This is a genomic window from Haloechinothrix alba, from assembly GCF_900188115.1.
In the GTDB taxonomy this organism is placed as follows: Bacteria; Actinomycetota; Actinomycetes; order Mycobacteriales; family Pseudonocardiaceae; genus Haloechinothrix; species Haloechinothrix alba.
Genome location: NZ_FZNW01000022.1, coordinates 51,637 through 66,157, shown reverse-complemented (window position 1 = coordinate 66,157; position 14,521 = coordinate 51,637). Strand labels below are relative to the sequence as shown.

Below are 14,521 nucleotides of genomic sequence, written 5' to 3'. Positions count from 1 at the left end.
GATGCATCGCAGAATACTCATGACTGCGGTGGTCGCGGTATTGGCGATAGCGGTGAGCGCCACGACGTTCATCACCCTGGACCGTTCTTACACACTGACAGTGATGATGCCCAACGCCAGCAACCTCGTGGAGGGAGGTTCGGTGATGCGGGACGGTTACGAGGCGGGGTCGATCAGCGAGATTTCCACTGAGGACGGTAAGGCGAAGGTCAGGTTGGAGCTCGACGACGAGTTCGCACCGTTACGTGAGGGAGCGACAGTCGAGGTCTCATGGAAGGCGGTGCTCAGTGAGCGGCGACTCGTGATCGACGACGGACCATCCGGAAACGAGGAGCTGCCGTCCGGTTCCATGCTCACCGAAGAGATGGCCGCTCCCGTCGAGCTCGACCAGGTGCTGGCGATACTCGACGAGCCGACTAGGGACAAGCTCAAAGCACTCGTCGACGACGTGGAGGGAACGTTGGACGAGCGGGAAGCGGAGATCAACGACACCTTGACGACGGCCGGTCCCGCACTCGAATCCCTCGGTTCTGTGCTGCGCGGGATCGGGAGTGATGGTGCGGCTATCAAGGAACTCATCACCCAGTTGAACTCAACGATGTCCATCGTGGAGCAGCGCGATCAGGAAGTCGAACGGGTTGTGTCCGCCTTGGGCGAGACGACAGCGGAGACGGTTGAGCAACACCAGCAGTTGGGCGAGACGCTCGAGCGGCTCCCGGAGATAGTGCGGCAGGCGGATAGCACGCTGAAAAGGGTACCCGGAGCTGTGGACGCCACGGTGCCACTACTGGAGGACCTCAGTCCGGTGACCGAGCGGATGACATCGGTGTCAGGCAACCTCCGGCCGGTGCTCGGGGACCTGCGGCCCGCGGTGGCCGAGCTGCGGCCTACGTTGAGCGCCCTGTCCGAGCTACTCGAGTATACCCCGGGTTTACTGGATACCGGTCGGTCGACATTCCCCGATGCGGCTAAGGCGTCGCGGGATGCGGACGACGCGTTGTCGTTCCTCCGCCCGTACACCCCGGAACTCGCCGGGTTCCTGTCCAATTGGGGGTCGGCATCGGGTAGCTACGACGCGAACGGGCATTATGCTCGGTTCTTCATACAGAGCGGCTTGGAAGGCGCGAACGTCAATCCTGGAATCACTGGTGCCGGAGTGGAGAAGGACATGACTCCGATGCCGGGTGATGCCGTGGACCAACCGTGGACGGACGCGTTCGGAAGTGGAATGAGATGAAGTTCTCACGGTTTCGGGTGATCGCGACAGCGGCGTGTGTGGTGCTGTCCACGACGGCCGCCGCAGCGGGAATTGCGGTATCGGGCAGTGCGGAGGAACCGTCGAGACTGGTCGCGCAGTTCGAATCTGCGGCGCCGCTCGTGGTAGGGAACGAGGTGAAACTGGACGGGGTCGTTGTCGGTGAGGTGCTTGACATCCGGGCGACGGACGGGCATGCGGATGTGGTTCTGGAGCTGGAAGCGGAGGCGATGCCCGTTCACCAGGACGCGACCTTCACGATCCGGCCGGTGAGTTTGCTCGGTGAGCGCTATGTCGATTTCGACCGGGGCAGTGTCGGCAAGCCTGCGCACGATCCGAGTGAGCCGATCCCGCCGTCGCAGACGGGAACGAATGTGGACCTCGACGAGATCCTTAACGTGCTCGACGAACCGACTAGCGAGGGATTGGCCATGCTCGTGACGACACTGGGTGAAGGGCTTGGCGGCAACGGGGAGGAAGCCGACGCCGCGATCCGGGCGCTTGCGCCGTCCATGGGCGATACCGAGGAGCTGGCTGCCGTGCTCGCCGAACACAATGAGCTGTTGAACTCGCTGATTGAGCAGGCAGAACCAGTTGCAGAGGCTCTTGCCGCCGAGGACGGTAAGGCGCTCGACGAGCTCGCCGGATCGGCTGACCGGTTGTTGGAGGTGTCCGCGGAGCAGCAGGAGGCGGTGGACGAGACTCTCGCCGAATTGCCCGGCACGCTCGAATCGGTTCGAATGACGCTGCGCCAGGTGACCGCGACCGCCGAGGAAGCCACGCCGACGCTGCGGGAGCTGCGCCCTGTGACGGACGAGCTTCAAGAGATCTCCGATGAGCTGATGACGTTCGCCGACTCGCTCGATCCGGCGCTCGCGACGGCGCAACCGGTGCTGGAACGGGCGGAGGTGCTGCTTGACGAGGCCGCGCCGGTGGCCGAACACTTGCGTGCCGCGGGATCGGATGTACGGGAGTCGGCGGAGTCGGCTCGCCCCATCGTGAAAGACCTCACGGCGAATCTGGACAACGTATTCAACTTCATCAGGTACTGGGCCTTGGCGACGAACGGTCACGACGGCCTTTCCCACTACTTCAGGGTTAATCTGATCGTGCACCCTGACGCGGTTACGGGCATGCTTCCGGGTGGTTCTCTCGGGGGAGAGGAAGCCGGCGGTCCCGTGGAGGAAGCGCTGCCCGACCTTCCCCCTGTCGACGGGCTGCTCGAGCCCGCAGAGGGTGAAGACCCCGACAGCGCGGATCCGACCGGGCTCAGCCGTGAGCAGGAAGGCAACATGACGGACTTCCTGTTCGGAGGGGACTCATGAGTAACAAGAGCCCAGCCATTCGCATCAGCAGGTTCTACGCGTCGCGCCGGATGGCAGTCGCGCTCGGTGTAGCGGTCATGGTGGTGTTCGCCGCCGCGGTTGCTTTCGGCCTGAACGCCACACATGGCGTCCCTTTCAAGGACCGGGCGACGGTGCGGGCGGCGTTCGACGACGTGCAGGGACTCACCGAGGGCGACGATGTCCGTATTGCCAGTACCAGGGTCGGCTACGTGGAAGAGATCACCTACGAGGGCGGGCAGGCCGTAGTGGCCATGGAGATCGACGACCCGGATACGGTCGTGTACCGGGACGCATCGGTGACAGCGGCCACGGTAAAAGCGCGGTCGTCACTCGGGCAGAAGTTCGTCGACATCGACCCCGGATCACCGGAAGCGGGTGCAATTCCGGATGACGATGTGATCACACCGGAGTCCACCAAGGGCGCGGAGGACATCGGTGAGCTGTTCAACGTCTTCGACACGCGCACGCGCGAGGCAAGCGGCACGGCGCTGAGGGAGGTCGGTGGTGGTCTGGCCGGCCGGTCGCAGGACCTGCACGACGCGTTGCGGACGGCACCCGACTTGCTGACCGACCTCGGTGCGGTAGCCGGAACGCTGTCTCGTGACGACGGGACGGACCTTGTCGGACTGCTGCGGTCGGCGCACACGCTTGCCGGCCGGTTCGAGGGACGGGAGCAGGAGATCGCGAACCTCACGGAACAGCTGGCCACGACCATGGACTCGCTCGGCGTCGATGACGCCGAACCCATGGATGCTGTGCTGGATCGGGCACCGGAAACCTTACGCGAGGCAGGTTCGGCCCTCGAGGCGCTCCGTGCACCGCTGGCCGACACCGAAGTGGCGACGGCGGAGTTGCGGCCGGGTGCCGAGTCGCTCGGAGCGGCGACCGACGACCTTCGGGGAGTGCTGCGGGAAGGCGTCCAACCGCTGGAGAAGGTCCCGGCAGTAGCAGACAGCGCCGAACCCGCGGTGGACGACCTGTCCGCGGTCGCCGCGGACGCCGGCCCGCTTGCGGGAAGGTTGGTCGACACTGCGGCGGACAGCAGCCACATACTGTCCGTTCTCGCGCCGTACAGCGGGGAGATATCGGGCTACTTCACGAACGCGACCAGCGCGCTGTCCCAGGGAGACGATGCCGGCCACTGGCTGCGCATCTACCTCGTACCCCGGGCTGAGTCGGTTGCGGGCACGGTACCGGTCGAGGACCCGACGGTCTCCCGCAACGCCTACCCGGAACCAGGCGAGGCGGAGCAGGACTCGGCGTCGTCACCGTTGGAAGGAGGTCGACGCTGATGCGTGCCAGTCGCCGTGTCGCCGCACGGCTGCGACTCTCCCCGCTGAAGCTCGGCGTAGCATTCATCGTAGTCTGCCTCGTCGCGGGCGTGGCGCTGTTCCAGAAGAACCGCATCATCACCACGGTGCAACCGGGCCACACGATCGCGGTTCAGTTCGACGAGGCCTACCAGCTTCGTGAGTACGTATCCGATGCCAAGATTGCAGGCGTCCCCGTCGGAGTCGTCAGCGAGGTCAACAGGGCCGAGGACGGTACGACAGAGGTCACCGCGAAGATAGACAACGATGCCGTGCACAAACTGGGCTCGGCACCGTCGGCAGCGATCCGCCCGACCACGATGCTCGGCGGCAATTACTACCTCGACCTGAAACCCGGTGGAACCGAGAACGGCACGTTCGACGGGACGGTCCCGGCAGAGCGGACGGAGACACCGGTCGAGCTGGACAAGGTGACAGCCGCGTTGCAGCCCGGCGCGCGCGAGGGTGCGCGCAGCAGCATAGGCGACCTGGACGGGATGCTACGCGACGGTGGCTCGGACGCACTGCGTGACCTTGTGGCCTCCGCGCCGGACACTCTCGGACCGGCGGCCGAGGTGTTCGACGGGATGCGCGGGACACGTCCTGACAGGGACCTGAGCGAGCTGGTGACCGGTCTGGAATCGACGGCACACGTTCTATCCCGCAGGGAGGGACAGCTGGATTCGATCGTGCGTGATCTCGAGACGACCTCGCAGGTCCTCGGTGACAGGGCCGGAGATCTCGCGAGGAGCACGGCCGGAATGCCCGACACGCTGGATAGCACGTCCGCCGGACTACGAAAGCTGGACGGCACGCTGACGAAGCTGGAGAAGACCGCGGAGCCCGCGCGACCGGCCGTTCGGGAGCTCGGCACCGTCCTGGAGAACCTCGACCCCGTACTCGTCAAGGCTCAGCCGGTGATCAATGACCTGCGTGATGTGCTCGACGATTCCCGGCCGCTCGTGGAGGACCTTTCGCCGACGAGTATCGAGCTGGAATCCACGCTCGACAACCTTCGTAGCCCGGTCCTCGACCGTGTGAACGGGCCGATTCTGGACACGCTCAACTCACCGTTCGAAGGAACGGGCGACTACGAGGGAACGGGATCGAACCGACCGCTGTACCAGGAGGTGGGTCACATGGCCTCCAATGTGGCGCGAGCGACCATGGTGGACGAGAACGGCGCGATGATCAGTTACATGGCCGGTGTGGGCCCCGGATCCCTCGCAGGGCTCCCGATCAGTATTGAACAGCTGTTCCGGAAACTCGCGGGCCAGGAAGGAGTTCCAGAATGAGCCTGGGTAGCCGCGTACGACGCTCCTGGAATCGCGCTCGTAGCGAACCGGATCTCGGTCGGAACCTGATAGTGATCGCCGTGCTCTTCGCGATCGGTTCGACAGTCGGCGGGTATTTCCTTGCCAACCAGCGGTTCAACCCGCCGTGGGAAGACAGGTACTCCGTCTACGCGATGTTCGAGGAGAGCCCTGCTGTCAGTCCGGGGAACGGCCAGGAGGTGCGAATCGCGGGCGTCGATGTGGGAGACATCCGCTCCGCAGATGTCAGCGACTCCGGGAAGGCTCGCGTCGAGATGCGGATAGACACCGAGCACACCGTGCACGACAACGCGACACCGGTGTTGCGGTCGAAATCGCCGTTGAACGAGATGTATATCGAGCTGGACCCCGGAGGTCCTCCCGGCGAACCACTCGAGGACGGGGACACGCTGCCCGCGGAGAACTCGGAGCGCCCCGTCCAGGTCGATGAGGTGCTCGCGGATCTCGACGACAACGCCCGCATGGCGGCGACGACACTACTGTCCGAAGCGGATGTGGCGCTGGCGAATGCCCCCGAGAAACTGCCCGCGGGCCTGCGCGGTCTCGAAGGCGTCGTGCGGCAGCTGGAACCCGTGATGGCTCAGCTTGAGACCAGACGGGAGTTGCTGTCCCGGTTGGTGACGGCGATCTCACGGATATCCACAGCCACAGGGGAGGACGACGAGCGCCTGTCCAGGCTGGCGAGCTCGCTGGAGACGACGCTCGGTACGGTTGCCGACAGCGACGGCGAGCTGGACGCGTCACTGGCCCAGCTACCCGAGCTGTCCGATGACTTGCGCGCCGCGACGGAGGGCGTCACCGAGCTCGCCGGTGAGCTCGATCCGGCTCTGGACGGCGTACGGGAGGCGAGCGAAGAGTTGCCGGACGCGCTAGCACGCACAGATGATTCCATTGCGGAGCTCGACGGGTTCGTGGATGCGGCGGAACCGGTGTTGGACAAGGCCTCCCCTGTCGTCTCGGATCTGCGTCCGGCCGTCGATGACCTGAACCATTCGCTCGACGATCTGAAGCCGATCACCGAAGAGCTGGATCCCATCACATCGGGACTAGTTCCGTACCTCACCGACCTGCAGGCTTTCGTGCACAACACGAACTCCGTCGCCAGCCTGAGTGACGTCAACAGGGGCATCTTGCGTGGACAGGTGAACGTGACGACGCAATCGATTCCGGCGCTGCGTAACAGCGACACTGAGCAGAGCTCCGAGTAGGTGTTGAGCATGAGAATCCCGTACACGCTGATTCCCGCGCTGCGAGTCGTCACGGTTGTGGCCTTCTCGGTACTGTGCGCCGTCATCTTCAGTTTCCTGTGGGTCAACTCCGGTGGCAATATCCCGATGGTAACCAAGGCCGGTTACCGCGTCGATGTTCCGTTGTCCGATGTGGATAATCTGGTGTTCCAGTCGGACGTCCGGATGGCGGGCGTGGCCGCGGGGAAGGTCGAGGAGATCGAGCGTAACGGTGGGGACGTGCGCGTGACTATGGATCTGGATTCCCACGCGGCCCCGCTGCACGAAGGCGCCACGGTCACCGTTCGGAACAAGACGCTGATCGAGGAGACATACCTCGAGATCGCCGACGGGGACGGAGCGGAGATCCCCGACGGTGGGAGCCTCGACGCGGATTCGGGCCACGAGAGTGCTCAACTGGACGACGTGCTGATGAGCTTGGACGACCCGACTCGCGAAGCTCTGGGTGAGACGCTTCGCTCGGCGGGAGTCGCGACCGACGACAGTGCCGAGGAGATCGGCGACGCCGTGCGCGGCCTCGGGGACCTCGGTCGGGAGGGCGGCGATGCGCTGGCGTCGCTGGCGGATCAGTCGGAGGATCTTTCCGAGGTCACGGCGAATACCGCGGCCCTGCTGGAGGCGCTGGACACGGGCCAGGGCCGGATCGCTCGGCTGGTCAGGGACTCGGACACGTTGACCGAGACCATGGCCGGAAACAGGGAGCATCTCGAGGACCTGATGCGAAGCCTTCCGCCGATGATGGAAACGACGGTGGAGGCGAGTGACGACCTGCGACGCCTGGCCTCCGCGCTCGACCCGGTGGCCGGGAACCTGAAACACGCATCGACGGATCTGTCCGCGGCGCTGGAGGAGCTGCCGGAGACGTCCGCCGACCTGCGGGCATTGCTTCCCGATCTCGACAGGGCGCTGGACAGCGCTCCCGCGACCCTTGACCGGGTGCCGGAGTTCAGCGCGGAGCTACGGCCGTTGCTGTCGACGCTCGACGTGAATCTGGAGGACGTCAACCCGATGCTGTCGTACCTGAGACCGTACGGGAACGACCTTGCGGCGTTCTTCACCAACTTCGGCCAGTACCTCAGCGGTTCGGACGGAAACGGCAACATCGGCAGGGTGATGCCGGTCTACAACGAGAAGACGGTGAACTCACCGCTGGACACGCAATCTGACCCGTTGAAGAAGTTCAACCCCATCCCTGATCCGGGAGCGGGTTCGAACCCGCAGAACTTCGACGGTGACTACCCGCGCGTGGAACGGGAGGAGCGGCCCCCGCGATGAAGTGGTCGGCGAGTCTCGCGCCGACGCGATGGTCGCGCCCGCGCACACGCACCGCCGCGGTCGTGGCGTTGATCGCCGCGGTAGCCTGCGTGACCGTCATCGGCGTGGCCAAGATGGAGGTACGAACCGGAGTCGATTCCTTCGTGCCGTCCGACGACGGCACCGCTGCCATGACCGACGAGGTCGCCGATGCGTTCGGTGGTGATCCTGTCGTGGTACTGCTCGAGTCCGAATCCGGCGAGCAGCTCTCCTCGGACAACCTGCCCGGCTTGCTCGAGCTGGAGGGCCGGCTGGCAGAGGTCGACGACGTTGCGGCCGTGTACGGGCCGGCTACGGTGCTCAACCAGATCGCCGCGCAGGCACAGCGACTGCTCGCGGAACTCACCGGTTACCGGGACGGGCTCGCGTCACGGGCGCGGAGCGCGGCCGAGGACGACGGGTTGTCCGAGGGCGACGCGGCCGAAGCGGCTCGGCAGGCTACGGACGTCTTCGACGAACGGTACGGCTCCCTGCTCGTCGACGAGTTTCCCACCGGGCTTCCGACGCTGCGCAATGACAAGTTCGTAGACAACGTCGTGTACAACGATGCTGGTGATCCCAGGCCGCAGTGGCACTTCGTGGTTCCCTCCGACGACGCGGTCGCCATCCTTGTCCGCCCCCGGCAGGACCTGAGTCAGCATGCCGTCGAAACACTCGTCAGCGAGGTCCGGAGCATCATGGACGGATCGGATAGCGTCGCCGATCGGGTTACGGTCTCCGGGGTTCCGTCCGTGGTGGCGGCCATGGGAAGTCAGGTGCGGTACGAGGTTCCCGTGTTGGGCGGGATCGCCCTGGCGAGCGTGGGTGCCTGGTTCCTATTCACCAGGTGGACGCGGTGGCGGAGCAGGCTGCTGCCGCTACTTACCTCCCTCACCGGAACCGGGTTGACGCTCGCCGCGTTCGGTTGGCTGAGCGTCCCGGTCTCGCTCGGGGCGGTGGCCTTTCTGCCGGTGCTGCTCGCGGTCGGCAGCGATTTCATGACGTACCTGCACCGGAGGGTCGGCATCAGGACCGTTGTGGCCGTGGCCGTGGCGACGGCCACCAGCTTCGCGGCGCTTGCTGTCACACCGATCCCCGTCGTCAGCGACCTCGGTCTCACACTCGCCACGGGCATCGTGGTCTCGCTGCTGGTCAGTCTGGTCATCACATGGTGGTTGCCGCAACAGGCGGGCGCCGGCCCCGGCTTCGTGGGAGCCGGCTCCCGGTACGGCGCGCGGCGGTCGGGTATTGGACGGCGGGCGTCTTGGCGGGTTCGTGCGGGCGCCGGTGTCGCCGCTGCCGCGGTCGCGCTCACGGGCTGGGGCATGCTGCCCGATCTACCGTTGAAGGCCGACTTCCAGGGCTTCGCCGCTGACCTACCGGTACTCGAGCAGGCCCGGCACGTGGAACGCGTGATGGGCTCGTCCGGCGAGATCGGGATAACGCTGACCGGTTCCGATACGGTCAGCAGGGAATCCCTCGATTGGATGCGTGAAGCCGAGTCCGCCGTGATCGCCGCGCACGGTGACAAGGTGCGGCCCGTGCTCAGCCCCCCGATACTCCTCGACTTCCTCGGCACATCGCCCACCGCGAGCCAGCTCGACGCCGCGTTACGGCTGGTGCCGAGATACCTCACCACGAGTGTCGTTCGCAGCGACGAACGGATGGCGACGATGTCCTTCGGCGTCGAGCTGCACGACGCCGTTCAGTTGCGTCGGCTCAGGGACGGTGTCCTGGACGTACTGCCGCCGCCGCCGGATGGGATCGATGTCGAGTTGACGGGCCTGCCACTGGTCGCGGTATCCGGCTACGAGGCCATCGCAGGCGATCGATACCTCACGTCCGGACTGGGCATCGTAGCGGCCACCGGTGCGCTCGGGCTGATTCTGCGCAGGCGGGTCGATGCGCTACGGGCGTTCGCGGCTGCCGTGCTCGCGACGGGCATCATGCTGCTGGGAATGTCGGTGGCCGGAATCTCGCTGAACCCGCTCACTGCGGCTATCGGTTCCCTGATTGCCGCGGTCGCCTGTTCGTTCACGGTCGTGTTGTCGGATGCCGCTCGGCGGGATGATCGGTGGACACGCGGCGCCGTGCTCGTCGCGGCACCGGCGTCCGCGCTGGGATACGCGGCCCTGCTCTTCTCCCGGCTGTCCGTCGTTCGGGAGCTGGGTGTGTTGCTTTGCATAACGGTGCTCGTCGCCGTGCTGTCGGCATGGTTCGTGGTGTGGATGACGTTCGATACGCACGCTCACGACGGCGGCGCCACAGGCACGGAAACCGAACCGATGAAGGAGTCCGAACAGGTGGGAGCAACACCATGACGGACCAGCATGCCGACGACCTCGACCGTGCCGCGGACGGTGACGGGCATGGTGTGGCGGCGGAGGACGAACTCGGCGACGATGGCCGTGACGCGAGCGCCAGTGACAACGACGATTCCCGTGGACACGCGGCCCGGACGGGCGCACTACGCAGGGTACTTCCCGCGTCGCTCGGTGGTCGCCTCACGGCGGCCGCCGCCGTCCTTCTCGCCGTCGTATTGTCGGTCTCGGCGATGGTGTGGAGACCGTGGAACAGCCTCCCGGACAATGCAGCATTCGTCGTCGGGGATGAGATGGTGACCCGGGATGAGCTCGATCAACGGATGGACACGCTGCACGCCCTCTACGGCGTGGAGGAACCGGATGATCCCGACGAACGCGACGAGTTCCGCAGGGATGCAGCCAAGTCCGTCGCGGTCAGCATGATCCTCGATGACGCCGTTGCCGAGCACGACATCGAGATACCGGGCAAGCGGACCCGAGACGTGCTCGACCGGCACATCACCGAGGAATTCGACGGCGGTGGCCGGGATGACTTCGTGCGCGCACTGGGCAACGTGGGAGCATCGGAAAGCGAGGTGCTGGACGAAGTCGAACGCCAGCTCGCCATCGGTCGGCTGATGGAAAACGTACTGGGCGAGGTGGAGATCTCCGACGAGCGGCTGCGCGCCGAGTTCGACGAGCGTGCCGACGAGCTGGCCGCCCCCCAGCGGCGCACGCTACGCAACATCGTGGTGGAATCGGAACGCGACGCGCGGGACGTGCTGGATCGGCTCGATGACGGGGAGAGCTTCGAGACGGTCGCAGAGGAAGTCAGCCTGGACGGGAGCACTAAGGACTCTGGTGGGATGCTTGAGCAGGTGAGCAAGGACCAGCTCGAAACTCCCGTTGCCGAAGCGTCGTTCGATGTGGACACGTCAGAACTGTACGGCCCTGTCGAAGGTGAGACCGGGTGGCACGTCGGCAGGGTCGACGAGATCTTTCCGTCCGCCCCCGCTGACTTCGCGGAGATCAGTGGGGAGCTCCGTGAGCTGGTGCAAGCCGAGGTCGCGCTCGAACGCTGGCGTGAGTGGCTCGCCGAGCGGATCAGGCGTGCGGATGTGCGGTATGCGGATGAGTATCGTCCCGCCGACCCCAACGCCGCTCCCGAGGCATCCGAACCGGGTTCCGAGGGGCTGGCGGGTACGTCGGGGCCTGGTGAGTGAGCCATGCTCGCTGACGTGGTCACGTGCATCGCGGTCGGTTCTGCACTTGGCCCACTCGGATGGTGGGGTATGCGCAACGCGCGCGCCCTCGTGCCGCCTCAGCTGCCCGAACCCGAGCGGGAGAAACGTGTGAGGGTGATGCGCAGGGGTGCGGTTACAGCGCAATGTCTCGCGATCGTATTCGCGCTCGCCGGAATCATGCTAGCGCTGATCTGAGCGTGACGTTGCCCCAGCACACCTATCAGGCTCATCGGAGCAGGTTTCTCCGGCGGGCTTCGGTCACCGACTGCTGCCTACGCGTCACGCCGAGCTTGCTGTTGATGCTCTTCAAGTACCACTTGACGGTGTTGATCGTAATCCCGAGATGCCGTGCGATCTCCTTATTGGTCAGACCGTTGTCGAGCAGGCCAAGAATGTCCATCTCCCGTGCGGACAGCGACAACTCGGCGGTGCTTCGCTCGCGGGTCGGCCGTTGGGGACGGCTGGATGCGCCCGCGGCCGTTTGCGGCGTCGTCGCGGACAGGATCCTCAAGAGATACCGCAGTGGCACATCGGGTAGTCCGTCCGGCCAACGGCCGCGGCGGCGTGCCTCATAGAGTTCGGCGATCATGCGGAGGACGAGGTGCCCTCCATCGGCGAAGCTCCGTACCAGTCCGGCCTCTCCACCCGCGGCGAGTGCCGGAGCCAGCACCTGGAGCGCATCGGTGGAGCGATCGGCCATCTTGAGCACGTGCGCGAGCTCGATCCGTGTCTTGAGTATGGCGTGCGGGCTCGCCTCGCACGAAGCTTGCTCGGATACGGTCTCTGCTAGACGTACTGCCTCGGAGTACGAGCCCGATGCCGCGAGAACCCGCGCTCTGGAAGCCGCGTACTCTCGGCGGATTGCGGCGTCGATCCGGTTGTTACCTTCCGCGAAGCGGGAGTCGTCTACCACGAGGTCCTGTGCCGTGAGGAGATCACCTTGTTCGAGGTGCAGCCGGACTCGCTGTCCGAGTACGGCGACAGCCAGCCGGTCGAGACTCAGCCGTGCGGCTATGCTTTCGCCTTCGGTCAGCGCGGCGTGCGCGCCCGGCAGGTCCGCGCGAAGGGACTTGATCTTGGCGATCGTGACATGTGTGGCGATCATGAAATCGGCTGTACCGCCGTCGGTTTCGAGCTCGTGAGCTTCTTCGAGTAACGGTTCCGCCTCGTCGAGCACATCTCGCTCGTAGTGCCACGCACCGAGCAACGCCGCGCTCAACGACGCCGCGTGCTTCGGTTCCTGCGCGCCATCGAGCGCGAGCGCGCGGGCCCGCTTGTAGGAGCGTCCAGCGTACTCGAGATCCAGCCGTGCGGCGGCTGACAAGCCGTCCATGAACTGCCCGTAAATCTCGGCGAACCGTCCTCCGCGAGCCTGGAACGGTCTAGCCCACTCTTGTTCGCGGCGTGCGGCATCGAAGTCGGCGTACTGCACGTATACGAACGTTTGAATGTTTGCTGCGGCAGCGACCACCCATGGCCGGTACGCGTGCGGGCGGTTCAGGCACGGCGCGATCAGGTTCTCGGCCTTGTCGATGCGGTCCCGGTACACGTTGACACACGCCTCGATGACGTCTGCCTCAATGAGCGGTTCCGTGTTGACTTCGCCGCGCGTGAGGTACTGTGCCTTGACATGTTCCAGTGCGCACTCCGCACGCTGCATGCGATGAACGAGGCAGTTGGCCCATGCGACAGCGATCTGCAACCGGGGCCGATCAGTCCCCTTCTTGGCAGGGAGCTTCTCCACCACCGCGAGGAGCTCGGCTATCTCGCCCCCTTCCACGTACCGCATGGCGTGAGTCTCCACGAGCTCGACTGCCAGATCATCGTCTCTTATGGCCAGGGCATGGTCGACGGCGTCGCCGAGCATGCCCTGCTGTGCGAACCAGTCTGCGGCGATGCGGTGTAGGTCCGCTGCCCGGTCCGGGTAATCCCGTGCGAGGCGTCGACGGAGGTGGTGGGCGAACAGCGGATCGTAACGGAACCACTCTCGCTCCGCGTCGATGGCACGTACGAAGAGGCCGCCACGTTCCAGGTTCTCGAGCTTGCCTGCACCGCTCGACTGCCGACTCAGTGCAGCGGCGAGACTTCCGGTGATGTGGTCGCAGGTCGCCGTCGCCAACAGGAAGTCGACCGTCGCACAGCTGAGGCCGTTGAGCACGACCTCGTCGAGGTAGTCGCCGACCGTTCGGTGCCAACCCGAGTGGATTATGGGCATACGGGCCGGGTCGTCGGCGTCGCGGAGCGCACCGGATGCCAGCCGTACGGCAGCGGGCCACCCCGCACTCATACCGTGCAATCGATCGAGCTCGTCGGCAGTTGGTTCCAGATTGCCGACTCCGGCGAGGAAGTCGGCGGTTTCCTCTCTGGTGAAGCGAAGCTGCTCGTTGTCGACTTCCGTGATCTGGCCGGCGACCCTGAGCCGGCTGCAGGGCAGCGAGCAATCGCGAGCCGCAACGACGAGGTGCAGGTTCGGGGGGCCGGAATGGAGGAGGAACGCTACGACGCCTGCCGCATCGCTCCCGTCCACGACGTGCCAATCGTCCAGCACGATTGTCACCGGGGACGCGTACTCGTGTATCCGGTTCACCAGCTCCGCGAGAGCCGTCTCGCTGACGACCGAGGCGGTACCGCGAATCCGGAGCTGGGTCGCCGTAGGGCCGGTCGGCATCTCGTGTATCGCGTCGATCAGCCCAGTGAGCATGGCCTGCCGCTGGCAATCGTCGTCTTCCAAGTTGAGCCACGCGACAGCTTGCCCCTCTTCTTGGAGTAGACGTTGCCATTGCAGGAGCAAGGTGGTTTTTCCGAATCCGGCAGGAGCGCGCACGAGGGTGAGGCGCCTGGCTCGGCCGAGTCGCAGGGGCTCGATGAGACGAGCTCGATCGATGAGGTCCTGCCTGCACACAGGAGTGCTGACCTTCGTGCGGGTCGGCCGTGGCGGTGTGACGGATGTGCTTGTGGTCTGCATGACGCTGCCTCTGTTGGTTTCGCAGTACCGTGTCGGGAGCACGCGTACACGGTCCACGAGGTCTCACGATCGCCGTGGCGAGCCTTGGCGTGGTCGACGCCACATCGCGCACCTGTGCCGTGTGGCCCGCTCATGGCGACGGCGGTACGCGTGGAAGGTCGGTGGTTCCCGGATCGCAGGATCCATCTGTTGATTCCTGTGACCGACGTAAGCATCAAGCAACG

The 14,521-nt window shown here is 65.5% G+C and carries 9 protein-coding genes; 8 read left to right on the top strand and 1 reads right to left on the bottom strand.

All coding sequences use genetic code 11. The annotated features are described in order from the left end of the window. Position 1 precedes the first annotated feature (1 nt). From CHB84_RS19085 to CHB84_RS19050, 8 genes are read left to right on the top strand one after another with little or no spacing between them, the layout of a single operon-like run. The gene (locus CHB84_RS19085; RefSeq protein ID WP_089303033.1) at positions 2-1,237 is read left to right on the top strand and encodes an MlaD family protein; all 1,236 of its coding nucleotides are present in this window, start codon (positions 2-4) and stop codon (positions 1,235-1,237) included. Next, on the top strand, positions 1,234-2,580 hold the full coding sequence (locus CHB84_RS19080; RefSeq protein WP_089303032.1) for an MlaD family protein: 1,347 nt from the start codon (positions 1,234-1,236) through the stop codon (positions 2,578-2,580). The genes CHB84_RS19085 and CHB84_RS19080 overlap by 4 nt, the downstream gene beginning before the upstream one ends. Further along, positions 2,577-3,893: an MlaD family protein gene (locus CHB84_RS19075; protein ID WP_089303031.1), complete on the top strand. Its 1,317-nt coding sequence runs from the start codon at positions 2,577-2,579 to the stop codon at positions 3,891-3,893. The genes CHB84_RS19080 and CHB84_RS19075 overlap by 4 nt, the downstream gene beginning before the upstream one ends. Then, complete coding sequence (locus CHB84_RS19070; RefSeq protein ID WP_089303030.1) at positions 3,893-5,206, top strand: MlaD family protein; 1,314 nt, start codon at positions 3,893-3,895, stop codon at positions 5,204-5,206. The genes CHB84_RS19075 and CHB84_RS19070 overlap by 1 nt, the downstream gene beginning before the upstream one ends. Then, the gene (locus tag CHB84_RS19065) at positions 5,203-6,453 is read left to right on the top strand and encodes an MlaD family protein (protein WP_089303029.1); all 1,251 of its coding nucleotides are present in this window, start codon (positions 5,203-5,205) and stop codon (positions 6,451-6,453) included. Before CHB84_RS19070 ends, CHB84_RS19065 begins: the two co-directional genes overlap by 4 nt. Before the next feature lie 9 nt (positions 6,454-6,462). After that, positions 6,463-7,767, top strand: coding sequence for an MlaD family protein (locus CHB84_RS19060; RefSeq protein ID WP_089303028.1), 1,305 nt, complete (start codon positions 6,463-6,465; stop codon positions 7,765-7,767). Further along, positions 7,764-10,106, top strand: coding sequence for an RND transporter family protein (locus CHB84_RS19055; RefSeq protein ID WP_089303027.1), 2,343 nt, complete (start codon positions 7,764-7,766; stop codon positions 10,104-10,106). Before CHB84_RS19060 ends, CHB84_RS19055 begins: the two co-directional genes overlap by 4 nt. Beyond that, entirely contained in the window at positions 10,103-11,311 is a 1,209-nt protein-coding gene (locus tag CHB84_RS19050) for a peptidylprolyl isomerase (protein ID WP_176440041.1), read from the top strand. The genes CHB84_RS19055 and CHB84_RS19050 overlap by 4 nt, the downstream gene beginning before the upstream one ends. A 247-nt stretch (positions 11,312-11,558) precedes the next feature. Here CHB84_RS19050 and CHB84_RS19040 read toward each other — a convergent pair whose 3' ends face one another. Then, on the bottom strand, positions 11,559-14,033 hold the full coding sequence (locus CHB84_RS19040) for a winged helix-turn-helix domain-containing protein (protein ID WP_483866685.1): 2,475 nt from the start codon (positions 14,031-14,033) through the stop codon (positions 11,559-11,561). Positions 14,034-14,521 lie beyond the last annotated feature (488 nt).